The sequence below is a fragment of the Acidobacteriota bacterium genome (assembly GCA_016716435.1).
Classification (GTDB): domain Bacteria; phylum Acidobacteriota; class Blastocatellia; order Pyrinomonadales; family Pyrinomonadaceae; genus OLB17.
Genome location: JADJWI010000003.1, coordinates 833,363 through 856,247, shown reverse-complemented (window position 1 = coordinate 856,247; position 22,885 = coordinate 833,363). Strand labels below are relative to the sequence as shown.

Genomic DNA, 22,885 nt, shown 5'->3' with positions numbered 1-22,885 from the left:
GTAAGTTTGCGGGAGAGTTTTTATGGCTGCGAATGTTTCAGTTTTGAGTCCACGGCTGGCGGAGCGAAAGCTGCACCTTGCGACGGCGATCGGCTTTCCGCTAATTGTCCTTATCGGCTATTTCAAGTCGTATTATTTCAGCTTCCTGTTCGATGTGCCGGCGGTCGCGAATGCTCTTGTCCACGCACACGGCATAATAATGTCCGCCTGGGTGCTTTACTTTGTGATGCAGACGGCGCTCATCCGAACTCGCAACGTCAAGCTTCATATGACGACGGGAATGATCGGCGTTGCTCTTGCGGTGCTAGTTATTGTCGTCGGTCTCGCGACTGCGGTCGATGCCCAGCTGGTCCGCAGTGCGGCACCTCCGGGAGCGAACCCGCACGCTTTCTTTTTCCTGCCGGTGAGCGATATGGCGATCTTCGCCGGGCTCTTTGCGACGGCGATCTATTTCCGCAAGCGGCCCGCAGAGCACAAGAGCATGATGTTCCTGACGGCGATCGCCTTTCTACCGGCGGCCCTTTTCCGGATGCCTGTTGTGCCGCCCGAGTACGCGAACATCTGGGCGTTTGGCGTGCCTGCCCTGATGGCGACGGCGGCACTTATCTGGCACTCGGTAAAGCACGGCAAGGTCAATCGCGTTTTCGCCGCGGGCGTTGCGGTGATAGTCGCGGCGGTTCCGCTCCGTCCGCTGATCGCAAATCCGGAACCGTGGCTCGGCTTCGTAGCTTGGATTGCCTCTTACCTGTAAGCGGAGATGCGGAAGAAAAAAAGTCTTCCCTCGGTTCAGAAATTATGACAAAATGTTGCCCCTAAAATCGTCAGCGAGATAGGAGGCGGACAACATGTCATTGCAGAGCCAGATGCTTCAGGTCTTGACCGACCGGCAAACGAGCCGGATCAGTTTCTCTTTCAGCGGCTCGACGGGCTTGAACATTGAGGTCAAGCCGTCGAGCTTTATTCGCGTAGCGGACGCGATCCGCTCGGATAGAATTTCTGTCTCCGAAGGCGGAGTGCCGCCCGGCACGGCGCAGTACAACGCACGTAGCAACGTTTTTCGCGTAGCCCGCGGACAGGAATGGTCGAGGGCATACAACGCTCTTCTCGTTCATGAGGCGGTCCACGCCGCCTTCGATCTTGCCCGCTCACGCCTGCCTTGGCTCGATAACGAAACTGCTGCCTATATCGCTCAAGGTTATTACCTGCGCAATTCCGGTTTCCACCGCTCACGGCTTGATGAGCTAGGCCAGCCTTATCTGGGCGTCCTTCTTGTTGATTCGATCGTCCGAGACGGCGAGCCGGATTCTGAGATAATGCAAGAGCTGCAAGGGACTCTGCTCTCAAGTCCGCAATATCACAGCTACATTCGCGGCGAATTTCAAGGTGATGGCTAGATAATAATTTTTGCCCGCCAAAGCAACCAAATCCGCGGGCCGCGGCACTAACGGTTCATCGCGAATACGCCGTACCGGACGGCGGGAACAAAACTCAGAAAAACTTGTCTAACTTTGTGGTCATACGCATTCCTCGAAATGCGATGTGGAGGGTATTCCTATGTCTAAATTTGAGAAGCTCCGAAAGCTGCGAGTAGCAGAGCCCTGCAGCGAGAACTGGAACGAGATGTTCGGAAACGACCGTGTGCGTTTCTGCGGCCATTGTGCGAAGAGCGTCAACGACATCTCGGCAATGTCACCAAAGGAAGCTCTTCGGCTCGTAAAGCGTTCGCGGGGCAATATTTGCATCCGCTACATCGAGCACCCGGTGACAAAAGAGCCGGTCATTGCCGGCCGGCTTTACCAGATCGCTCGCCGTGCACCGGCACTCGCCGCGGGCGTGGTCGGAGCGACGCTCAGCCTTTCTGCGATGAGCTATGCCCAGGGCGGAACGCGTACGACGCCGCAACAAACTGACACGGCAATCGCCATCAATATTGATAAAGAGTTGCCGGCGGGAACCGGAACGGCGGTCATCTGGGGAACGGTCACAGACCCGGCAGGCGCCGTCATTCCGGGTGCTTCGGTGCGATTGCTGGACGGCGAGGGGGATGAGATCAAGGCAGTCCTTTCCGGCTATGACGGCACGTATAGATTCGAGGCTCTTCCGGACGGGACGTACTCGATCGAGGCACGATCCGATGGATTCATGGCGCTTCAGATGAATAACATTGTGATCGGCACTGGCACGGAACGAATTCAGCCCTTAACTCTTTCGATCCAGCAGTTCGTGTTAACAGGAGCAGTAGCTATTTCGTCGGAAGTTGAGATCGAGATCGAAAATGAGCTCGCGAGGGCGGTCGATGATGACGATCTCGAGTTGGTCGGCGACCTTCTCGCCCGTGGCGTATTCGCTGATGAGCAGGAGTCCGACGGTTCGACGCCGCTTTTCATTGCCGTCCGGACCGGAAACACGGGGATCGTGCGAAGGCTGATACTCTTTGGCGCAAATGCCGATCACCGAAACGAGAATGGCGAGAACGTGCTTTTCCGCATCGATGACGACACGCCGCCGGAACTCATAAAGTTGCTGCTCGAAAATCGTGCGGATGTGAACGCCGCAAACCGGAGCGGTCGAACGCCCCTGCTGCGTGCCGCCGAGGATCTGGACGCTGACGCGGTGAAGCTGCTGCTCGATGCTGGAGCCGACGTCCGTGCAAAGGACGATAACGGCTGGACGGCTCTGATGCACGCCGCCTTTGACGACGATCTCGAAAAGGTTCGGATGCTGGTCGAAGCCGGATCGGACATTCACATTATTGATAAGGAAGGCGAGAATTTGCTCGACCAGGTTGCAGATGAAGCGGTCGAGGCATATCTCATAAGCCTCGGGGCAACCCGCTCGATGCCGAACCGATTTGCCAAAGAAGACGAGGAAGCGGACGACGACGGCGAGGACAATTAAGGGCGGCGTTTCGCTTCTCAACGCGGGCGGATTCCGGGCGATGCGGTTTACGTGGTAATATTCCTGAAAGTCACGAAGGCCGCGGTCCAGCGGCACGAACCCGCTTATGAAATATTGCCCGACGTGCAATACCCGCTACGACGAAGAGATCTTGCGTTTTTGTATGAAGGACGGTTCGCCGCTCGTCGATGAGGCCGAACCGAAGTTTATCGAGATGCCGAGCCAGGATCTCGGGACGCCGCCCGATGAAGACGATCCCGGCGAAGTGACCGTCATCCGCAAAAAGCGGGACATCGCACCGCCAACTCCGCCGCCGGGCTTTGACGATGACAATTTTGAAGACGAGCCCGCTCCGCCGCCGAAGATAATTGTCCCGACCACACCGCCGCCTGCACGAGCAGCGGCTCCTGCAGCATCGCAGTTTCAAGCGCCCCCGAAAGGCCCGAGCACTGCGGTGGTTGTAATGCTAACGATGATCGCGACTTTGGCTTTGGTCGGACTCGGAGCGGGCGGCTTTTGGCTGCTGACCCGCGGCGGAAGTGATGCGAACACGAACGTAAATGCGAACTTTGCGAACGTGGACACCAACGTCAATACGAACACCGGCATGGGCGACTTCTTTGACTGGAACGTCAATATCAACGCCAACCGCCCGGCAAATACAAATACAAACACCAACACCAACGCCAATTTGCGAACGCCGACTCCAACGCCGACGCCAAGCCCCACGGCTACGGCAACTCCGAGCCCGACGCCGACCGCGGGCCCGGACGACGACGCAACGCCGCGTCCGACAGCTACGGCCACTCCGGTAAGGACACCTACGCCGGGAAGAACTCCGGCACCGGTGCTTTCGCCGACGGTGATACGCCCGGGCTCAAGCCCGACCCCGCGGCGAACGCCGACGCCTGACCGCGACAATTAATTTTCAGTGAAGTTCAGAGCAGCTTCGACCGACCGCCTGGGATCGATAACACCCCATCCCTGGCGGTCAACTTCGTAGTGCGGCAGCCGTTCTGCCGTTGTGATCAGGATGCGCTTGATCTGTTGGGGCGAGAGGTTCGGGTTTGCCTCGATCATCTGCGCGACAAGCGACGAAACGATCGGTGCGGAGAACGACGTGCCGTCAACGTACTTGTAGTGCTTGGTGATCACATTCTCCTGCTGGAGCTTGAGCGTGATGATCTGGCGGATGGTATGAATCGGCCGGTCGAGAGCGGCATCGAGCTCGGCGTCGACGCCAGGATGGTCGCGGACGATCTGGTGAAGCTCCGAGTCTTCGCTTTTATCGAGCCTTTCGAGAAAAGATGCCTGTTGGGCGGTCGGCGTGTTCGGAAGTATCGGTGCCGGCACCCAGATCGAAGGCGCGATCACCTCGGGTTTCTGGAGGCCGTCGACCGTCGGGCCGTATGACGAGCGATACATTCCGCGTTTGGCACGGTTCATCGAATTCTTATCATCCAGGCCGCCGACCGCTATCGCCGAAGGCGCGCTCGCCGGCGGCACGACCGGATGGTTCGGCAAGTGGCCGGCATTCCCCACTGCACAAACGACCGTTATGCCCGCGGCCGTGCAGTGCTCCACCGCCTGCGAAAGCGGGTCGGAAAGGTAGTGCTGCTCGTCATCGCCGCCGGCCGAGATATTGACGACACGGATGCGGTGACGCTCGCGGTTCTCAAACACCCACTCGAGCCCATCGAGAATATTCTGGTCGGTGATGCGGCCGGTCCGCGCCAGCTTGATAAGCACCACGTCCGATTCCGGAGCAAGCCCGCGGTAAAAGCCGTTCGAGAGCGAGCCGTTGCCGGCGGCGACGACCGAGGTCATCATTCCGTGCCAGCTTGCAACGTCCGGCTGAAAGAGCGAGCTGAGGTCGCCATCGGCCCGGAGAAGGTCGCGATAGCCGACGATGCGGTTCCGCGGGGTCGTCAGATCAACGTGCGGATAAAAGCCCGAGTCGAGAAAGGCGATGGTCACGCCGCGGCCGGTGAAGCGTTCGTCGGCATCGAGCCGGAGCGGCGTTGAAAGGACGTGCGAGCCGTCCTTCTGAACTGCGGCATCCTGAACTATTTGGTCCTTCGCCTTCTCAAAAAGCCGAAGACACCGCGAACAGATCGCTCTAAACTCTGCAGTATCCGGAGCGTTGGCCGCGATCAGACTTTGGAAATCGTCCTCAAGCACGCGCATCGGGACGAACTCATCGAGCGTCTCACGCGAACATACCGGGCAGACGCTTTCGCCCGCGGCCATATCTGCACTGGTTTTATGTCGCGTAAATGAGAAGGTTTCTTGAGGTTTCACGTTCGTCGAGGCTTAAGTTTTCCACAAAGGGTCGGTAAAATCAAAGTGTTCGCTTCCCTGCGTTTACCTTTATGGAAAGAAAGAAGATCGGCCTTGCTCTTTCGGGCGGCGGTGCACGCGGATACTCACATCTCGGCGTGCTCCGGGTGCTTGAGCGTGCCGGGATCCAGATCGACATGGCGGCGGGATGCTCCGCAGGTTCGATCGTCGGTGCGGCCATCGCGGCCGGGCTTAAGGCCGACGACATAATCAAGTTTAGCCGAAAGCTCGGTTGGTTCGACGTTTCCGCGTTTTCTTATTCGCCCAAGGGACTGCTGACCAATGAACCGCTTGGCCGCTTTATCGAGAATAATTTTCCGCTGACACGGTTTGAGGAACTTGAGATACCGCTGGCGATCGTTGCCTGCGACCTCGCGACCGGAAAGGAGGTCGTTTTTCGCGATGAGGGAAATGTTGCGGAGGCCGTAAGGGCAAGCTGTGCGATACCGGGCGTTTTCGTGCCGGTTATCGGCACTGACGGAAAAGTGCTGATCGATGGTGGCATTGCCTCGCCGATGCCGACGCGGGCCGTCAGGAAACTTGGTGCCGATAAGGTCATAGCCGTTGACCTGCTGACCTGCGGCTCGGTCGATGCCGGCACACCGAATACGCTTGTCGGTACGTTTATTCAGGCCGCGATGATGATGATCCGCAACTCCTCAAAAAGCCACCACTACCGGGCTGACATCATCATCGAACCCGCGATCGCCCACATCCGCCCCGATGAGATAAAGCGCGCCGATGAGCTGATCGAGCTCGGCGAGGCGGCGGCTGAGGAAAAACTCGAGGAGATCCTCGCGATGGCCGGATCATGAGCCAGTAAGCAAACCGGCATAAAATCGTCTTTACCCGCTTGCTATACGCATTGTTCGTCGTCATTATTAGCAGTGTTGGTCCTACTCTCGCGCATCAACGGTGATGCGCCCCGATACGATAAGGTTTTGTTCGACGGCGTTTGGAAGTTCGAGAGCGGGTTATGTTGATAGGCTGAGAAGTAGCTCTTGAGCAACCAGATACGATTCTTTGCGGGCAGGCCGTTACTCCAAAGTACCCTTCGTTATCTTAACGCTTCTCTTGAATTGTCCGTCGGATGGCGCGACAAAGGATGAATTTTTAGAATGAAACTTTACGTAGGAAATCTTTCCTTCCAGACCTCGAGCTTTGATCTCCAGGAACTCTTTTCAGGCATTGGAACCGTCGAATCAGCGACAGTAGTTGAAGATCGTGACACAGGCCGCTCGCGCGGATTTGGTTTCGTCGAAATGGCGACCAAAGAAGACGGCGAAAAGGCCATCACGGAACTTAACGGAACCGAGCACAACGGACGCGAGCTGAAAGTCAACGAAGCTAAGCCCCGCGAAAATCGCGGCTTTGGCGGCGGTGGCGGCGGCGGACGCGGTGGAAACCGTGGCGGCGGCGGTGGCGGCGGCTATGGCCGTGACAGCGGCGGCTTCGGCGGCGGCGGTGGCGGCGGACGTAACCGCTGGTAAGTTCCGGAAACGAAACTGAACTAGAAAAGGGCTGCCTTCGCGGGCGGCCCTTTTACTTTTGCTTTGGGTGCGTTAATTCTTTCGCTGCGGCCTTCGTGGAGCGGGTGGCTGTTTCGGCTTTTCGGTAAACGCGGATGATGGAACGGCGGCAGGGCCCTTTACGTCAAACTCAAGCGTCTTTTCCAGCTTATCGTCAACAAAGATCTCCGCTCGATATTTCCCAACAAACCAGACCTTGCTCGGCCCACCGGTAAACTGAACGATGTTTTCGCCGTCCTTGGTCGTATAGCTGGTCGAAACTATCTGCGAGCCCTCACGAAGCCCGGCGACGCGGACGGCAACAAGCTTCATCCGAACGGTCTGCGGGTCGGTGCCGCTTAGGTTCACAACGCAGTAGATCGGATTATCGGTCGTCTTAAACTCGGCAGATTCCTCACCGGGCCCGTCGTCGCCATTCGCTAACGCCAAAAACGCGTCCGCAACGGCGCCCGTGATCGGCTCAGATTGAGCCTCGGCAGCCACCGGGCAAAGCAATAACATTAGGAGAAGCAAGACTCTACGCATATTTCGGCACGGCTCCGATCAGGTCAATGCACTCTTAGTGCCGCGACGGGCGGAAATGGTTGCTTTGTTCTGTGTGATTCTCGGAACCTATTCTAGAGGCTCACCGCAGTGCGGGCAGGTGCCCTCGGCTCGCGACTTCGCTCGTCGGCTCTCGACCTCTTCGGCAAAGCCACTTGCCAGAATGCCGGCCGGGAGTGCGAACATTCCGATGCCGAGAAATGCGATCACTCCGCCAAGCACCTTGCCGATGGGCGTAACAGGGAAAACATCGCCGTAGCCAACGGTCGTAAGGGTCGCGATGCCCCACCAAAGTGCCGAAGGAATGTCGGAGAACTTATCGGGCTGAGCTTCATTTTCGGCGGCATACATCAGGCTCCCGGCGAAAAGCAGGAGGATGACGATCATCGTTGTCGAAACGAGCAGGACTTCCTGCTTTGCCCTAACCACGCGGCTGAGAGCATCGAGCGAATCGACGTATCGGCCAAGTTTGAGCAACCGAAAAAGCCGGAAAAGGCGAAGGACGCGCATCATCCGGAGATCTACCGCCATGAACAGCGGCAGGAACGCCGGGAGGATCGCCAGCAGATCGATGACAGCCATCGGCGTCAATGCATACCGAAGGCGGCCGCGGACCGCACCCGCGTAGCGCGGGTCGAGCGGAGCGATCCAAAGGCGGAGCAAATACTCCACCGAGAAAACCGCGACGGAAAAGAGCTCGAATGCGAAGAAAAAACCGGCATAGCGAACGGCGACCGACTCGACCGACTCGATCACGACAGCGATCACATTCAGGAAAATGAGGATCATTAACAGGACCGCAACGATGCGGTCTATCGTTTCCCCATCATCAGTCTCTACCAGGACATCGTAGATCTTTCGCTTAAGTTGTTCGAGCATCTGTGTTTTGGCGGCCCTTTTTGAAACATGCCGGACCAAGCGTTTAACGAGGATGGTAGCAAAGGTTGTGGGCTCGGGCTAATTTTGCGGCAAGCAGCTCCGTCAATGGTATAATCCGACGAACCGATGCGATTTGTCTTCTCCGGACGATTTTACTTCCTCGCGGTGCTCAGCCTTGTCCCGCTCTCGCTTTCGTGGAACTTCCCGTTCCTGCGATGGGTTGCACTTGCCTACAACATCCTGCTGATAACCGCAGCCGTCGCCGATCATTTCCTGAGCCGAAAGCGGATCGATGACGTTGCGGCCGTGCGTGAGTTTCCGGTGCGTTTCGCTATCGGCAATGCCAACGAGGTGCGGCTTTTACTCGAGAATACGGGAACACGCGACATCCTGATCAGGATAAAGGACGAGTATCCGCCCGGACTTGAAGTGCTCGATCCGCGCGAGAGCGAGTTTGAGTTACCGGGAAAGCGACAAGCAGAGTTCTCATACCGGCTTCGGCCGACGCGGCGTGGCCGTTACGAATTTGGACGGATCGCGGCTCGGTTTCGATCAACGTTGGGCCTCGTTTGGAGCCAGGCGGAGATCGGCGAACCGGAGGCCATAAAGGTTTACCCAAATATGCGGCGTGCCCGCGAGATAGAGTTGAAGGCCCTCGGGAATCAATCGTTCATCGCTGTTCAGCGGCGCTCGACCCGTCGCGGTGAGGGTCGCGAGTTTGAATCAATGCGCGATTACGTCCGCGGCGATGAGCTGCGGCATATCTCGTGGACAGCAACGGCCCGGCGTTCAAAGCTGACGACGCGGCAGTATCAGATCGAACGCGACCAAACGGTGATGATCGCCATCGACGCCGGGCGAATGATGACAGGCCGCATCGATGGCGAGACGAAGTTTGACACAGCGATCCACGCAACCCTCGCACTGATGTCCGCCTGTGCACGCGGCGGAGACAACGCAGGCATCGTCGTCTTCGGCCGGCGTGTTCGCAAATATCTGCCGCCGAAGCGTGGAGTTGAGCACATGGACGCGGTGCTAGAGGCTCTGCACGACATGGAGCCGGAACTCATCGAGCCCTCATACGCCCGGGCTTTTCAGTTCATCGCCTCAAACCTCAAAAAGCGTGCGTTCGTCGTTATCCTGACAGACGTGGTCGATAAGGACAGTTCGCGTGAGCTGATCAATTCCCTGCGGCTGCTCCGGCCGAGACACCTGCCGCTCGTCGCAACGATCGGCGACCGCGACCTGAACGCGATGGTCTCTGCAAAGCCGGAAGAGATCCGCGAGGTCTTTCTGCAATCCGCCGCCGAAGAGATAATACACCAACGCGAATCCGCTCTCAGGCTCGTAGAATCGCTCGGCGGACTCGCACTCGACGTAACCACCCAAACCCTCGGCCCAAGGCTGCTCGAAAGTTATCTGCGAGTAAAGGAACGCGGCCTACTTTGATACTAATACTGAGGATTTTCTATGCAATTGATAATTCTGGGTGCATCCGGGTTGACGGGACGGGAGCTTGTTGCACAGGCGCTTGAGGCCGGGCACGATGTCACGGCCTTTGTCCGCGACCCTGAAAAGCTCAAAATCGAGAACGCGCGGTTGAGTGTGGCTCGCGGCAATATTTTGGACAAGGCTTCGCTTGAAGCGGCCCTTCCGGGCCACGACGCGGTACTCTCTGCTTTAGGTTCGCCCGGACTCGGCAAGAGCGACGAGCTTTCTGAGGGCACAAAGAACATCATCGATGTAATGGAGCGGCTCGGGCCGAAGCGGCTGATCTTCGAATCATCGGTCGGCGTCGGTGATAGCAAGGATCACCTCACATGGTTTGCGAAGTACATCTTTGTTCCGCTTGTGATCAAGAATATCCTCGAAGATAAAGAGGTCCAGGAAAGATATATTTTTGATAGCTCGCTGGAATGGACGCTCGTCCGCCCGGGCGGCCTAACGAACGGCCGCCGCACAGGAAAGTACCGCCACGGCGACGCCATCGATAACCAACATCCGGCAACCCGGGTCTCGCGGGCTGATGTTGCTGAGTTCATGCTTCGCCAACTTTCCGATGGTACTTATCTGCGGAAAACTCCCGGCATTTCAATGTGAAGGGAGTCAGGCGCTGAACAACTTCGAGCTTTGACCAACGAGGGGCGTTTAGTTTTCGACCGCTTCGGCTACCGGCTTCAGCCCGACGAACCCGAGATAAAGCAGCATAAGAGTTCCGGTCAGGACTCCGGTTGCGATCTTTGCAGGGACCGGCAGGTCGGAGGGTGAGATGAAGCCTTCGATAACACCCGCCACAAAGAGGAAAAGAGCGATGCCGATGACGATCCTTGCCGCCTCGACACCTCGCTTCTTCAACGCCTCGGCCCGCGTCAGGTCGCCCGGAACGAGAATGGCATAGCCGATCGACAGCCCGGCTCCGGCGGCGATGAAGATGCACATCAACTCGACGACGCCATGGGCGACCATGAAGTTTGCAAGCCCCGCACCGAAGTTCGGGTCAACGCGATAACATGTGCCGAGCACGCCGCCGATCAAGAGTGCGTTAAAAACAAGAACGTAGATCGTCCCGATACCAAAAAAAGCCCCGAGCCCAAACGCGAAAAATGCGACACGAATGTTGTTCGTCAATATCGCTGAAGACCCGACCTGATTCGCTTCATTCAGCGAAAGCCACCAGCGGTTATTTGAGGCAGCCATTGTTTCTACATCGGCTAATCCGAGCAGATTGGTGAAGTCAGGATCACGAAAAGCGAGCACAAAGGCCGCGACGACAAAGAACATGAACAGAAAAAACGAAAATGCCGAAAATGGCAGAACGGAGCGAAACGCCGCCGGAAGATCGCGGCGAAAATAGCGCTTGAAGATGCCGACCGCACCGCCCTCGGCCCGGTAGATGCGGCCATGGGCACGGACGACGAGGCTATTAAGGTAATTGATGACCTTCGGATCGCGCGTCTCCGCACGGGCTATCGCAAGGTCCGCCGCCGCCCGGCGATAAAGCTCGCCAAACTCGCGCACCTCGAGCTTTGAAAGCCCCCGAAGTCCCGAGCCCTGAAGCATCCCGAGCAGGTCCTCAAGCCGCCGCCAATTATCCTTATTTTCGTCAATAAAGCGGTTCACGTTTCTGCATTCTAAATTGGCGCAAATGCTTTTACCAAACTAGAATCGGGTAAAGACCGTGTCAACCGAAGTAACCAAATATCACGAAGAAGAGGCCATCGGGAAGACCTACGATCTTCGCATCGTCAAGCGGCTGCTCGGGTATCTTCGGCCTTACTGGCACCTGGCGGCGCTTGCGTTGGTGCTGACATTCCTAACGAATGCGTTGATCAGCACCCAGCCTTTCTTCACAAAGGTCGCGGTCGATAGCTACATCACGCCGCGGACGACCGACGGTATCTGGCTCTTCGCCCTCGCATTTTTCGGCGTTTTTCTTTTCCGCTTCATCTTTTCTTATTTACAGGAGATCTTGCTCAACCGCGTCGGCCAAAGGGTGATGTACGACCTCCGCAGCCAGATCTACACGAAGCTCCAGAGGCAAGAGGTAGCATATTTCGACCGGTATCCGGTCGGGCGCATCATCACCCGGTTGACCTCGGACGTCGATGCGCTAAATGAGCTTTTCACATCCGGCGTCATCGACGTGCTCGGCGATCTTGTCATCATCATCGCCATCATCGGCTGGATGTTTTGGCTTGACTGGAAGCTCGCGATCGTCTCGCTTGTTACCGTTCCGCTGCTCTTCACCGCGACCAACTGGTTCCGCAAGCATGCCCGCGTGGGGTTCGACAAGGTCCGAACCCGCAACGCCCGGCTTGCCGCGTTTTTGCAGGAGTACACTTCGGGTGCGCAGACAGTTCAGTTGATGAACGCCGAGGAAGGCTCGCAGGAAAAATTTGCAAAGATAAACGACAACTATCGGCAGGCGAACATCGAGACGATCTATTATTACTCGGTCTTCTACCCGCTCGTCGATTTCATTGGGGCGGTCGGCATCGCGGCCGTGATCTTTTTCTTTGCGTGGGGGCAGATATCGAGCTTCTCCGCGGCAGAGGCGGGATTAACGGTCGGCATTCTTGCCTCGTTCATCCAATACTCGCTCCAGCTTTTCCAGCCGATCCGCGATCTATCAGACAAATTTAATGTACTTCAGGCGGCCATCGTCGCCTCGCACCGCATCTTCATCCTGCTCGATCTGGACATCGCCATCAAGAGCCCGGAAAATCCGAAAAAGACCGGCAAGGCCGAAGGGCGGATTGAATTTCGCAATGTCTGGTTCGCTTATAAAGAAGACGATTGGGTGCTCAAAGACGTAAGCTTCATCATCGAGCCCGGCGAGAATGTCGCATTGGTCGGGCACACCGGTTCGGGCAAAACGACCGTCACGAATCTCTTGATGAGGTTTTACGATATTCAGAAGGGCCGCATTTTGCTTGACGGCGTCGATATCCGCGATTGGGACCTCGCTGATCTGCGGTCGAACTTCGCCGTCGTACTACAAGACGTATTCCTTTTCAGCGGTTCGGTCGAGGACAATATTCGCCTCGGCAATCCGGCGATCGACGACGATCGCATAAAATGGGCGGCGAAAGAGGTTCATGCTGATACGTTCATCTCCGAGCTTGATGGCGGGTATGCCCACGGCATCCGCGAACGCGGTGCGGGGCTTTCGGTCGGGCAGAAACAACTTGTCTCGTTTGCCCGTGCGCTTGCCTTTGATCCGCGTATTCTTGTTCTCGACGAAGCGACAAGCTCCATCGACACCGAGACCGAGCAGCTTATCCAGATCGCGGTCGAACGCGTGATGGAAAGCCGGACATCGCTGGTCGTCGCCCATCGGCTCTCGACCGTCCAGAAGTGCGACCGGATCATGGTCTTCCACCACGGCGAGCTCCGCGAGATGGGAAGCCACAATGAGCTACTGAAGATTCGCGGGCTTTATTGGAAGCTGTTTCGGCTGCAATATTCCGAAACTGACCTCGACCATTCTTCCGGCGGTTTCGCTCCTGATTTGCAGCCGGACGCCGCCTGACTGATCGCGGCAAAGTGCCGTATTTGTTAGTTACTAGTCTATTTGTGGCCGCTCCGCTATAATGTTCGGGCGATGCACGAAGGCGACTCTCAATTTACTGAAATCATTGCCGCGGCCGGCCCCTCGATCGGCGACCTTTATGCCCGTTGTCATGAAAACGCGCCGAATTTTGGCGTGACCGATGAGCAGTTTCGGGGCTCGGTCGAACGCAGCCTTCAGAGATTCTGCTCGGCCGCAGAATCGCCGCCGACCGCCGAGGAAGCAAACGCCTTTATTGAGCAGCTTCAGGCCGATGACCTGTTTATGGCGATCGCCTGCTCGAACGGCAGCGAGCGTGCCTGGTGGGAGTTTGACCAGCAACATCGGCCGTACCTCGAACGCGTTGCCCGCCACCTTGCCAAGACCGAAGTCGATGCCCAAGACGTGATCGACACGGTTTACGTAGAGCTTTACGGGACGCGGGTCGTCGATGGCGAACGCATTTCTAAGTTTGCAACCTACAGCGGTCGTGGCTCGATCCGAGGATGGCTCCGGACTGTCGTCTGGCATTCGCTGGTCGATCTTCATCGCTCGAGCCCAGACGAAGTTTCGCTCGATGAGATGACGGAAAACGTCGGCGAAGGAGCTGCTCATGCGGCTTTTCTCGCAGGCGTTGATGATGGCGAGCAGGAAGCCGTTGATCAGCTTGCTGAGAAGCGTTACCGAAAGGCAACGATAGAATCGCTCTCAGCGGCCTTTGCATCGCTCGAACCGCACGAGCGGCTGCTTTTGCTTTATTACCACCATGAGAATCTGAAGCTGCGCGAGATCGCACGGCTTTTGGAGAATGAAGATTCGCCGCTCCGCGGATGGTTTCAGCGGCGGTCGCAAACCCGCGAAACGGGCGGCCGCACGCACGAATCGACAGTGATGCGGTGGCTTGAGAAGTCCTACGCCCGAGTGCTTGAAAACTTCAAACACGAGCTTTCGGCGACGCAGGGTCTTTCCCACGAGGAATCAGCGATTTGCATGGAATTGGCCACCCGAGACCTTGGCTCGGGCGATCTTTTCGCAAAATTGTCGGCAACATAGCGTAGCATCTTAGGCATCGAAAACTTTTTTGCGGGTGCCGACAGAAGTTACGCAAAATATTTCCAAGCGTGACGTCTAAGTTACGGGAGGAAAACCGGAACAATGGCTAACGAAGAGAAAATTCACCCACAGTATGAAGCGATCCAGGCACTGCTTGGCGGATATCTGGCTACTCGCAGAGGAACAAACCCCGCCGGCGGACACATCGAGCAGGACACCATCGCCGCTTTCGTTGACGGCAACCTGAGCGAGCGAGAGGCTGGCCCGGTGATCAGCCATATGGGCGACTGCGGCTTCTGCCTGCACGTTTCTGCCGAACTTATCCGGCTCGATACTGCATTCGCCGAAATTCCGGCAATGGTAACTGAAACTGCTGGCGAACCCGGAAAGGTCTCAGAGGTCCTTAGCGGACTCTTCGCCAAGATCTTCGGAACCTCCGATGGAGCGGTCTTCGCTCATCATGAGGACGAGCAGAAGGAAAAAGAAGAGAAGGACACGGAAAGCTCCGACGAAGAAGAGAAATAACGGAACGGGTTACTCCTCCACACCGCGCCGCTGCCGCTACCATACGGCAGCGGCTATTTCTTTTGGCCGTGAAGTGTGAAATACTTTTCGTTTCGCCGGCGTAGTGTGATCGCGATGCCGCAACTTTAGTGATCGTAGAGGTTATTGCTACTTGTCCGAACCAGAACCCAAATGCCCGCCCGAAACGGGGCCGCTGACCGTAGAGCACGTCGCGACCGCAAAGCTTCCGACCACCTTCGGCGAGTTCCTTATCTCCGGCTATCGTTCGACCAACAGCACCGAGGAGTTTGTCGTACTCCATAAGGGCGAAATGCGGCCGGATGTCCCGACGCTCGTCCGAATACATTCACAGTGCCTGACTGGCGACGTCTTCGGCTCGGTCAAATGCGATTGCGGACCGCAGCTCGAACAGGCAATGCGAATGATCGAGGCCGAAGGCCGTGGAGCCATCGTCTATCAACAGCAGGAAGGCCGCGGCATCGGAATTATCAATAAGATCAGGGCTTACGCACTCCAAGACGAAGGTGCCGACACGGTCGAGGCAAACGAAGCTCTCGGCTTTGCCATCGATGCCCGCAACTACCGGCAGTGTGCCGAAATTCTCTTTGACCTCGGCCTCTGCAAGGTCCGCATCATATCGAATAACCCTGATAAGCTCGAGGCTCTCGAAGAAGCGGGCCTCAATGTAGTCGAACGAATCCCGATCGAGATCGAGACTCAGGAACCCGCCGCCCACTACCTCAAGACAAAAAAGGAAAAGCTCGGGCATTTGCTGAATTTCTAGCAGTTCACAATTCCGTAATTATATCCATTTTTTTGAATTATTCCGCCGTCGCATTTTTTGCCGAATACGTGTAAATGCCCTGTTTGTACGGTTTATACGCTGGTCTAGAGTTTGGCACGTTCGTTGCATTAAATAGGAGTAGTAAGACGGTTAGTATTTCGAGCCTGTTTCGGCCTAAGATAGTGCTTCCCACACAATTGAGCACATTGGATAACTGAAACAGCCTCGAGATCGTTTTTGGGAGGATAGCTTCCCCGACTTTCGGTCTTACAAATTTGAAAAAAGAAAGGCTTCCCCTTCCTTTATAGAACTGCCTCGAGGAGGACCGCTTGCCGCACTTGCTTGCCTTTGCTTGTAAGAAAGGCGCGGGATTTTCTTTTAGAGCGGATTCTTAATTTCTACAGGAGAAAAAAATGATAAAGAACTTCAAGTCTATTGTTACGGTTCTTGCCTTTATGTTTTGCCTCACGGCAATGACATTTGGGCAGCGAACGTCAGGTAACATTGAAGGCACCATCACAGACCCGAACGGAGCCGTTGTACCCAACGCTACCGTGACGGCTCGCAGTATTGGTACGACGACTGGTTTCTCGCAAACTACGACGACCAATTCGAATGGTGTTTTCCGCTTTAGCCAGGTTCCTTCTGGAGCCTACGAAATTACAGCGACCGGCACGGGCTTTAAGACCTCGCGTCGAGAGGTCGTTGTAAGCATTGACTCGACGGCAAATGCGAGTGCTCAACTAGAAATTGGTGAGCAGGGCGTAACCGTTGATGTCGTTGCCTCTGATACGATTCAGATCGACCTTGGCGGAACCAAGGTGGACACCACCATTGGACAACGCGTGATCGAGGATCTGCCGAGCGGCAACAACTTTGCCAGCTTGCTCAAGATCGCTCCGAACGTTCGCCCTGAGGCTCTCGGCGGTGGATTCCAGATCGACGGTGCATCAGGTTCAGAGAACGTGTTCATCATCGACGGCCAGGAAGTAACGAACTTCCGCACCGGATCGCTTGATGGCAACTTCAACGTTCCATTCGAGCTAGTTCAAGAAGTCCAGGTAAAATCGACCGGTTACGAAGCTGAATACGGCGGAGCCACCGGCGGTATCGTCAACGTTGTCACCAGCGGCGGCAACAATCAGTGGCGCGGAAACTTCGGTATCTCGTTCCGTCCGGGTCAGCTTCAAGGTGACCGGCGTGAGGTTCTGAATAAATTCGACTCAACGAACGGCCCCGGCACTTTCGAGTATTTCCAGCCCCCGTCAGACGGTGGAACGGATTACTTCCCTACCTTCCAGTTCAGCGGACCGATCGTTAAAGATAAATTCTGGTTCCAGGCTACATATGCCCCCCAGATCTTTGAAACGACCCGAACCATTGATTATTTTGGAACGCCGAACCCGAATGTGAACCGCACGCCCCTCCAAACGATCTCGTACAACAATACGGTTCGTCAGGAGTATGCAAACATTCGGCTCGACGCATCCCCGACCCAGAAGTTACGCTTTTTCGGAACATTTCTTTGGAACCCGACGGTTCAGAAGGGTCTGCTTCCTGCTTCGACCGAAGGCCTATCGGCCCCGCAGTCGGTTAACTTTGGCGGAACGACCGGCGTACTTAGCGGTGCCGAACTCCTTCGTCAACAGGGCGGACGTCAGAACGCAAACGCGATCAATGGTCAGATGACCTATATGCCGACGAGCAAGATCATTATCAATGTTCGTGGCGGTCGCAGCTTCTTGAATGAGAAGCTTGGTTCATACGGACTTGCCCGTGTGACACGCGTTCTCTGCAGCCAGGTTACGCAGACGGTGATCACACCGGCCGAGACAGGCTGTGCTCAGGGTTTCCAGAACGTTGCTAGCAACTCACAGGTAAACTTTGACGTTTCAACTCGTACAACGTTGGACGGCGACGTAGGTTTCGTTGGCGTTGAAGCCGGCGGAACACACAACATCAAGGTCGGCTTCCAGTACAATCGACTCTTCAATACCGTCGAACGCGGATATACCGATCTCGGTCTGATCCAGTTGTTCTACGGTCGTTTGATCAGTGCTCTTGCACCGGTTGCTGCGTCGGGCCCGCTTTGCGTTGCGGGTGGACCGCCGGCTCCCGGCTGCGTTTATGGTGCAGGCCTAATGACCCGATTTGGAACGGTTGGCGAAGCCAGCAGCGACAACACGGGTATCTTTGTTCAGGACTCGTGGCAGCCGGTTCGTCGGTTGACCCTCAACCTTGGCGTCCGTTTTGAGAACGAAGTGGTTCCCAACTTTGGAAGCGAAGGTTCGAACGCCATTGAGTTTGGCTGGGGAGACAAGATCTCGCCGCGTCTTGGCTTTGCTGTTGACCTTACCGGTAATGGCAAGACCAAGCTCTATGGTAACTATGGCTGGTTCTATGACCGCTTCAAGTATGAGCTTCCGCGTGGTTCGTTCGGTGGAGATTTCTTCCGCCGCGATTTCTTTGAACTCACGCCGGCTCGCGGTGCCCTTTACACCAGCTACAACTTCAACAACATCCTTGGTGGAGCTCCGGATCCGATCGGCGGTACATGCCCGATCGTAGGCGGACCGGGATACTCTGTCTGTCAGTTCGACTTCCGTATCGCTACCAATCTCGCAGGTGCCGACATCTTCGAGACCGGTGCCATCGATCCGGATATTGTTGCTGCCCGGCAGAGCGAATACACCTTCGGCATCGACCATCAACTTGGTCGTAACTTCCTCATCGGCGGACGGTACACGCATAAGAATGTTGACCGTGCGATCGAAGACGTAGGTGTTTTCAATGACCAAGGATCGGAAGCTTACATCATCGGAAATCCCGGACGCGGACTCGTTTGCGAGATCGCACTTTCGGGAGGCCTTCCGTGTCCGAAAGCTATCCGAGAGTATGACGCGGTCGAGGTTCGTCTCGACAAGCGTGCGACCGATTACTTTTTCAGTGCCAGCTATACCTGGAGCCGTCTTTTCGGCAACTATTCAGGTCTGGCCAGCTCGGATGAAGGCGGCCGCAACAGCCCGAACGTAAACCGTTTCTTCGACTTGCCGATGCTTGGCTTCAACGCCAATGGCGAGCCGGACGACGGCCGTTTGGCTACTGACCGTCCGCATGTCTTCAAGGCATACGGTGGTTACAGCTTCAACTGGATGGGGTCGAACATCAACCGGACAACGGTCTCAGCGTTCACCACATTCCAGTCGGGAACGCCGCTGACGACGATCTATAACCTTTATAGTGTTACAACGTCGATCCTGAACGGCCGCGGCGACCTCGGTCGCACGGAGATGTTCACGGAAACGGACCTTTCGATCAACCATCGCTACAAATTCGGACGCGATGCACGCTTCACTCTTGAAGGGTTCATCGATTTCCAGAATCTGTTTGATGAAAACAACGTCCTTGGAGCCCAGACGGCGATCAACACGACCAACTTCAATGCTGGCACGTTGAGGACCGGCGGTTGTACGACGTGTGGATTGCCGACTGATTCCGGCGCAGTGCAGGAAACAGCGGTCTTTAACACGATCTTCAACCTTGGCGGTATCCAGCAGTTCGTCAACAACTACATTGCCGCTCAGGGCACTGGCAGCAACGGCCGAAGCAGTACTTATGGTCTTGCTAATTCTTTCCAGAGCCCGCGAAGCGTGCGTTTTGGTTTCCGCTTCTTCTTCTAATTCTGATTTAGAAAGCGACTCAGGCCCGTCCGGTTTCGGACGGGCCTTTTTTCATATCGGTTCGAATTGGTCATCCGTTCCCGTTAACTGATCCTGCGCAGGACGGCTCGGCATAAGACGGCCCCGAGGGGCTAGTTAGGTATCGACAGGCACTCTCAAATCCAAAGAAAAAGCCCGAAACCACATCGGGTTCGGGCATCTTTTATCTTTTCATTTAGCTCCCTGATCAGCTCTTACCGGGTTGCGTTTTGGCTTTTTCACGCAGAGTAGATATCAACCTTTTCACCTCGTCCGCTTCGGGGCCTTTGGCGTCCGATGCCTTCAAGTAAGCATCAAGCTCATCTGCTGCTTCCTTGAACTTTTTCATATCATTCGCATACAACTGAGCGAGCTCCTTGTGGTACTCAGGAATACTTGTACGAGTCAGTCTTTTCGCTTTAAGCAGATTCGCTTCCGCTTCAGAAAACTTACCCAGAGACCTTTGAACCTTCCCTAGACTAAAGGCAACTTGAGCTGATTGCGGAGCGAGCAACATTGCCTGTGTCAGGGCAGTATTTGCCGCCTTGTGATAGTCCTTTTTCAGGTAGCTTAGACAAACACCGAGGTAGTAGAAAGAATACGCACTCTTATTGTTGACATCGGCGGCACGCAAGAGAAAAGGGACAGCGTCCTCAAACTTGCCCATGAAAAATAATTCCTTCCCGGCACGATGGAGGGCGTCAAAGTATTTCGGAAACGCTGAAAGCGCTTCATTCAATGCAGCGAAGCCTTCATTTCGGCGGCCCTTTGAAAAGTCACGCTCGGCCCGTTCGAAGGCCCTGCGAGCGGCCTCCGGCACTTCCTGTGCAAAAACAACCCCCAATTCCGAGTCGGCCAAACCGCCTTTCTTGGGCGATAAGAAAAAATCCTCGACAAGAAATACCGTGCCTTCCCCTCCGCGGATGTTCTGCGATTCAATGGTGACCAATCGTTCCTGATCCTCGAGGTCGAACCGAAACGGCAAAACGCGAACCGTATAGCGGCCATCAGAAAGGCCCCCAAAAATATAGGTCCCGGCCCCGTCGGTCTTTGTACGCCCACCCGGCTGAACGAGACGGTTGAACTGATCAAGCAACTCTACATCTACATCAATAAGCGGGGTTCGCCGTTTGTCGTAGATCGTACCCTGTATGGTGCTTGCCGCAAATACCGAAGCGGCCGCACTCAATAGGGCAAAAACCGAAAGAACGATCACGACGCGTCTTGCATCGAACAGCCGACTTCTATTTCCCATAGGAACCTCCAAATGACCGGGTCAAATATAGTATTAGATTGGGATTATAGTAGCACCAATTTAACGTGTGGCATAGTTTTTTGTCTTATTGCTGATAGAATCAGCATAATCGGCGCGACTCCTGCGAACCGTTTTTAGTGAGGTAACATTAATCTGTCAGAACGTATATACCGCGATCCGGTCCATAATATTATTCGCGTCCGGGGCGATGAGCCGGACGGGCGGTTGATCATTCGTCTGATCGATACGCCTGAGTTCCAGCGGCTGCGGCGGGTGCGGCAGCTCGGGCTGGCGCATTTTGCCTATCAGGGAGCCGAGCACTCGCGGTTCACGCACAGCCTCGGTGCCTATCATCTCGCCTCGCGGATAATCTGGCGGCTCGGAGAAAAATACCCTATCGAGCCCGCCGACCGCACGGCCGTTCTTGCCGCAACGCTGCTCCATGACGTCGGCCACGGGGCCTTCTCGCACGTCATTGAATCGATACTCGGTTTTCATCACGAGGACTTCACGGTCGAATGCGTCCTGAGCAGCGATACGGAAGTCGGCCAAGTGCTTCGCGAAGTGGACACGGAACTTCCCGGCCGCGTCGCCGCGATCATTCAGGGAACGTTTCGCCCGATGGCGCTCGCTCAGCTCGTCTCGTCGCAGCTAGATGTTGACCGGATGGATTATCTCCTTCGCGATTCGCTGATGACGGGCGTCAAGTACGGCGTTTACGACCTTGAATGGATCGTGAAATCGCTTGAGATCAATGGGGACCAAGACCAGCTTTACGTCTCGGCACCAGGCATTTACGCGGTCGAAGATTATCTGCAGGCGCGTTACTATATGTTCCGCCAGGTCTATTTCCACCGGACGTTGCGTGCAGCGGAGATGGTCCTGAAGTCGCTGCTCCGACGTGCCCTCAAGGTCTTTGCAGAGGGCGGCGACATCTGGTTCGCGAGCGGGACGCCCTTTGAAAAGATACTCTCCGGAACGAAGCTTTCGCTCGGAGAACATTTGGCGATCGACGATTCGGACTTCATTTTTCACATAAAGCAATGGCAGAGTTCTGCCGATGCGGTGCTTGCGGATCTTGCCTTTCGGTTCCTGAATCGGCGGCTTTTCAAGGCCCTTGACCTCGATATGCCGGAGACCGAACGGATAGAGTTTGTTGAGCGATCCCGCGAGGCCGTCGCGGCCGCGGGCCTCGACCCCGAGTTTTACCTTCTTGAGGATACGGGCGGGGACATTGAGCATAATTTTTACACCGCCGATTCGTCGCAGCCGAAGAACCTGATCTACGTTGAAGACGGCTACGCACGTCCGCAGATACGCGAGATCTCCGAGGTCAGCTCTGCTGTCCGCGGGCTTCAGCAGGGCTACCGAATCCATCGACTCTGCTTCCCGGATGAACTCCGCCGCGAGATCGCCGACCTTTACCACCGCCGATGACGACACGCCGCACATCGCTCGCCGCCGTTTTTCTCGCGATATGTTTCGCGGCGGTGCCGAGCTTTGCGGCACGCTATGCGGTGATCGCACCGGACAAGAGCGAGCTTTCGGCCCGGCTTGCGGATGGCGTTATCACAACTCTTGGAACCGATGCGGTTGACAGGCTGGCCGCCGAGACCGCGTTCGGCACGCTTGGTATCGAAACACCATTCAATCAAACGGCCGAGGACGCCCGGCGTGCAGGCCGCGTCATCGGAGCGGACATCATTGTTTTGATACACGCCGAGATCATAAGACGGAGTGCCTTCGGCCGCGACCGTTATTTTGAAGCGGCGGCGGCGGTCTTTGTCGTAAGTGCTCGGACCGGTAGGCTTGCCGAATGGTTTCTCGTATCGGCTGAAGAGGATTCGGAAAGCGTGGCAGCGAACAAGCTCCTAGCTCGCTCGAAAGAGATCGCCGCCCGCATCCGCGAGAGCGGTTCGATCGCGGTTCGGGAAGACACATCGCTTGACTCTAATGATGAGATCGAGGGGCTTGTAGTGATCGACACGCCGTCCGCCAAGGGCGTTCGCCCGCCGATGCCCTATCGCCGCCTTCGGCCTGAATATACGGTCGAAGCTTCGCGTTTCCGCCTTCAGGCGACGGTCGATGCCGAAGTTGATATTGACGCCGAGGGCCGTGTCGCCCGGATCGAATTCACCCGTTGGGCCGGTTATGGCCTCGAGGCCTCGGTCGATAAGGCCATCCGAGCGATGAACTGGCGGCCCGGCGAGCGTGACGGCAAGCCATTGCCCGCACGCGTGCTCCTGCGTTACAATTTTACGAAAGTCGAACGCGAAGAACCCTGATGCCTCATTGGCGGGCTTTCTGAGGGTCTTCCAAAGGATCGCCACA

The 22,885-nt window shown here is 56.1% G+C and carries 20 protein-coding genes; 15 read left to right on the top strand and 5 right to left on the bottom strand.

Annotation, left to right across the window (positions count from 1 at the left end):
- Window positions 1-22 precede the first annotated feature (22 nt).
- The 4 genes from IPM21_07355 to IPM21_07340 all read left to right on the top strand — a co-directional run bounded on the left by IPM21_07355 (window position 23) and on the right by IPM21_07340 (window position 3,823).
- A complete protein-coding gene (locus IPM21_07355; protein ID MBK9163712.1) occupies window positions 23-751 on the top strand; it encodes a hypothetical protein in 729 nt (242 codons plus the stop codon).
- A 94-nt stretch (window positions 752-845) separates the two neighbouring features.
- Window positions 846-1,394: a hypothetical protein gene (locus IPM21_07350; protein ID MBK9163711.1), complete on the top strand. Its 549-nt coding sequence runs from the start codon at window positions 846-848 to the stop codon at window positions 1,392-1,394.
- Between the two features lie 160 nt (window positions 1,395-1,554).
- Window positions 1,555-2,898, top strand: coding sequence for an ankyrin repeat domain-containing protein (locus IPM21_07345; GenBank protein ID MBK9163710.1), 1,344 nt, complete (start codon window positions 1,555-1,557; stop codon window positions 2,896-2,898).
- Window positions 2,899-3,004: 106 nt separating this feature from the next.
- Window positions 3,005-3,823, top strand: coding sequence for a hypothetical protein (locus IPM21_07340; GenBank protein ID MBK9163709.1), 819 nt, complete (start codon window positions 3,005-3,007; stop codon window positions 3,821-3,823).
- Here the strand turns inward: IPM21_07340 and IPM21_07335 are convergent.
- Window positions 3,820-5,085, bottom strand: coding sequence for a S8 family serine peptidase (locus tag IPM21_07335; protein MBK9163708.1), 1,266 nt, complete (start codon window positions 5,083-5,085; stop codon window positions 3,820-3,822). The two genes, IPM21_07340 and IPM21_07335, sit on opposite strands and share 4 nt — an antisense overlap.
- Window positions 5,086-5,270: 185 nt before the next feature.
- Here IPM21_07335 and IPM21_07330 point away from each other — a divergent pair, with 185 nt between their 5' ends.
- Complete coding sequence (locus IPM21_07330) at window positions 5,271-6,053, top strand: patatin-like phospholipase family protein (protein MBK9163707.1); 783 nt, start codon at window positions 5,271-5,273, stop codon at window positions 6,051-6,053.
- 303 nt (window positions 6,054-6,356) lie between these two features.
- Window positions 6,357-6,728, top strand: coding sequence for an RNA-binding protein (locus tag IPM21_07325; GenBank protein ID MBK9163706.1), 372 nt, complete (start codon window positions 6,357-6,359; stop codon window positions 6,726-6,728).
- Window positions 6,729-6,800: 72 nt separating this feature from the next.
- On the opposite strand, the gene IPM21_07320 is transcribed toward IPM21_07325, so the two are convergent.
- Together IPM21_07320 and IPM21_07315 are read right to left on the bottom strand one after the other, a co-directional pair.
- Window positions 6,801-7,292: a hypothetical protein gene (locus IPM21_07320; GenBank protein ID MBK9163705.1), complete on the bottom strand. Its 492-nt coding sequence runs from the start codon at window positions 7,290-7,292 to the stop codon at window positions 6,801-6,803.
- An 87-nt stretch (window positions 7,293-7,379) separates the two neighbouring features.
- Window positions 7,380-8,189, bottom strand: a complete 810-nt coding sequence (locus IPM21_07315) for an ion transporter (GenBank protein ID MBK9163704.1) — start codon at window positions 8,187-8,189, stop codon at window positions 7,380-7,382.
- 126 nt (window positions 8,190-8,315) lie between these two features.
- Here IPM21_07315 and IPM21_07310 point away from each other — a divergent pair, with 126 nt between their 5' ends.
- Together IPM21_07310 and IPM21_07305 are read left to right on the top strand one after the other, a co-directional pair.
- The gene (locus IPM21_07310; GenBank protein MBK9163703.1) at window positions 8,316-9,638 is read left to right on the top strand and encodes a DUF58 domain-containing protein; all 1,323 of its coding nucleotides are present in this window, start codon (window positions 8,316-8,318) and stop codon (window positions 9,636-9,638) included.
- A gap of 21 nt (window positions 9,639-9,659) precedes the next feature.
- Complete coding sequence (locus IPM21_07305; GenBank protein MBK9163702.1) at window positions 9,660-10,289, top strand: SDR family oxidoreductase; 630 nt, start codon at window positions 9,660-9,662, stop codon at window positions 10,287-10,289.
- A gap of 48 nt (window positions 10,290-10,337) precedes the next feature.
- On the opposite strand, the gene IPM21_07300 is transcribed toward IPM21_07305, so the two are convergent.
- Window positions 10,338-11,309: a stage II sporulation protein M gene (locus IPM21_07300; GenBank protein MBK9163701.1), complete on the bottom strand. Its 972-nt coding sequence runs from the start codon at window positions 11,307-11,309 to the stop codon at window positions 10,338-10,340.
- A gap of 58 nt (window positions 11,310-11,367) precedes the next feature.
- On the opposite strand from IPM21_07300, the gene IPM21_07295 reads away from it, so the two are divergent.
- The 5 genes from IPM21_07295 to IPM21_07275 all read left to right on the top strand — a co-directional run bounded on the left by IPM21_07295 (window position 11,368) and on the right by IPM21_07275 (window position 19,281).
- Complete coding sequence (locus IPM21_07295) at window positions 11,368-13,221, top strand: ABC transporter ATP-binding protein (GenBank protein MBK9163700.1); 1,854 nt, start codon at window positions 11,368-11,370, stop codon at window positions 13,219-13,221.
- A 42-nt stretch (window positions 13,222-13,263) separates the two neighbouring features.
- Window positions 13,264-14,292: a sigma-70 family RNA polymerase sigma factor gene (locus tag IPM21_07290; GenBank protein ID MBK9163699.1), complete on the top strand. Its 1,029-nt coding sequence runs from the start codon at window positions 13,264-13,266 to the stop codon at window positions 14,290-14,292.
- A 102-nt stretch (window positions 14,293-14,394) separates the two neighbouring features.
- Window positions 14,395-14,817, top strand: coding sequence for a hypothetical protein (locus tag IPM21_07285; GenBank protein MBK9163698.1), 423 nt, complete (start codon window positions 14,395-14,397; stop codon window positions 14,815-14,817).
- Window positions 14,818-14,968: 151 nt separating this feature from the next.
- Window positions 14,969-15,601: a GTP cyclohydrolase II gene (gene ribA / locus IPM21_07280; GenBank protein ID MBK9163697.1), complete on the top strand. Its 633-nt coding sequence runs from the start codon at window positions 14,969-14,971 to the stop codon at window positions 15,599-15,601.
- Between the two features lie 413 nt (window positions 15,602-16,014).
- Complete coding sequence (locus tag IPM21_07275) at window positions 16,015-19,281, top strand: TonB-dependent receptor (GenBank protein ID MBK9163696.1); 3,267 nt, start codon at window positions 16,015-16,017, stop codon at window positions 19,279-19,281.
- Window positions 19,282-19,507: 226 nt separating this feature from the next.
- Here IPM21_07275 and IPM21_07270 read toward each other — a convergent pair whose 3' ends face one another.
- The gene (locus tag IPM21_07270; protein MBK9163695.1) at window positions 19,508-20,554 is read right to left on the bottom strand and encodes a hypothetical protein; all 1,047 of its coding nucleotides are present in this window, start codon (window positions 20,552-20,554) and stop codon (window positions 19,508-19,510) included.
- 225 nt (window positions 20,555-20,779) lie between these two features.
- Here IPM21_07270 and IPM21_07265 point away from each other — a divergent pair, with 225 nt between their 5' ends.
- Together IPM21_07265 and IPM21_07260 are read left to right on the top strand one after the other, a co-directional pair.
- Complete coding sequence (locus IPM21_07265) at window positions 20,780-21,991, top strand: HD domain-containing protein (GenBank protein ID MBK9163694.1); 1,212 nt, start codon at window positions 20,780-20,782, stop codon at window positions 21,989-21,991.
- Entirely contained in the window at window positions 21,988-22,839 is an 852-nt protein-coding gene (locus tag IPM21_07260; protein MBK9163693.1) for an energy transducer TonB, read from the top strand. Before IPM21_07265 ends, IPM21_07260 begins: the two co-directional genes overlap by 4 nt.
- Window positions 22,840-22,885: the final 46 nt, after the last annotated feature.

Bases quoted from the DNA above. Each gene is read 5' to 3' on its own strand.
- IPM21_07350 (MBK9163711.1), top strand. From the start codon at position 846: ATGTCATTGCAGAGCCAGATGCTTCAGGTCTTGACCGACCGGCAAACG.
- IPM21_07270 (MBK9163695.1), bottom strand. From the start codon at position 20,554: ATGGGAAATAGAAGTCGGCTGTTCGATGCAAGACGCGTCGTGATCGTT.
- IPM21_07310 (MBK9163703.1), top strand. From the start codon at position 8,316: ATGCGATTTGTCTTCTCCGGACGATTTTACTTCCTCGCGGTGCTCAGC.
- IPM21_07260 (MBK9163693.1), top strand. From the start codon at position 21,988: ATGACGACACGCCGCACATCGCTCGCCGCCGTTTTTCTCGCGATATGT.
- IPM21_07325 (MBK9163706.1), top strand. From the start codon at position 6,357: ATGAAACTTTACGTAGGAAATCTTTCCTTCCAGACCTCGAGCTTTGAT.
- IPM21_07355 (MBK9163712.1), top strand. From the start codon at position 23: ATGGCTGCGAATGTTTCAGTTTTGAGTCCACGGCTGGCGGAGCGAAAG.
- IPM21_07340 (MBK9163709.1), top strand. From the start codon at position 3,005: ATGAAATATTGCCCGACGTGCAATACCCGCTACGACGAAGAGATCTTG.
- IPM21_07285 (MBK9163698.1), top strand. From the start codon at position 14,395: ATGGCTAACGAAGAGAAAATTCACCCACAGTATGAAGCGATCCAGGCA.
- IPM21_07330 (MBK9163707.1), top strand. From the start codon at position 5,271: ATGGAAAGAAAGAAGATCGGCCTTGCTCTTTCGGGCGGCGGTGCACGC.
- IPM21_07335 (MBK9163708.1), bottom strand. From the start codon at position 5,085: ATGCGCGTGCTTGAGGACGATTTCCAAAGTCTGATCGCGGCCAACGCT.
- IPM21_07275 (MBK9163696.1), top strand. From the start codon at position 16,015: ATGATAAAGAACTTCAAGTCTATTGTTACGGTTCTTGCCTTTATGTTT.
- IPM21_07345 (MBK9163710.1), top strand. From the start codon at position 1,555: ATGTCTAAATTTGAGAAGCTCCGAAAGCTGCGAGTAGCAGAGCCCTGC.
- IPM21_07320 (MBK9163705.1), bottom strand. From the start codon at position 7,292: ATGCGTAGAGTCTTGCTTCTCCTAATGTTATTGCTTTGCCCGGTGGCT.
- IPM21_07315 (MBK9163704.1), bottom strand. From the start codon at position 8,189: ATGCTCGAACAACTTAAGCGAAAGATCTACGATGTCCTGGTAGAGACT.
- IPM21_07305 (MBK9163702.1), top strand. From the start codon at position 9,660: ATGCAATTGATAATTCTGGGTGCATCCGGGTTGACGGGACGGGAGCTT.